General features: G+C 29.2%; 1 pseudogene. It reads left to right on the top strand.

From position 1 onward, the window contains the following. Positions 1 to 267 (top strand): annotated as a pseudogene (locus KVT27_RS24865) (hypothetical protein); the annotation flags it as partial.

The following is a 267-nucleotide window of genomic DNA, read 5'->3' as shown; positions in this document are numbered from 1 at the left end:
CAAGAGACACAAACGAATAATCAGCCGAAAATTTCATTAGATAGTACTAATTTTAAGTCAACTATTGCTAGTACGTTAAATCGAGATAAATTACCTTTCGCTGAAACTGGCGGGATTAATTTAGGGATATATAATCAAAATGGGGAAATTGAGAAAGATTTCAACTTTAATATAGAAGAAAGTCAGAGCCTTAAAAAATTTATTTCTTTAGGGAATTTGATCAAAACTGAAAGGGTTTACAAAATGTTGTTACTTGTTGATTATAAA

The organism is Lysinibacillus sp. GbtcB16 (assembly GCF_019091145.1).
Lineage (GTDB): Bacteria > Bacillota > Bacilli > Bacillales_A > Planococcaceae > Lysinibacillus > Lysinibacillus fusiformis.
The sequence above is the reverse complement of the archived record's forward strand: the minus strand, read 5'-3'. Positions and strand labels throughout refer to the sequence as shown.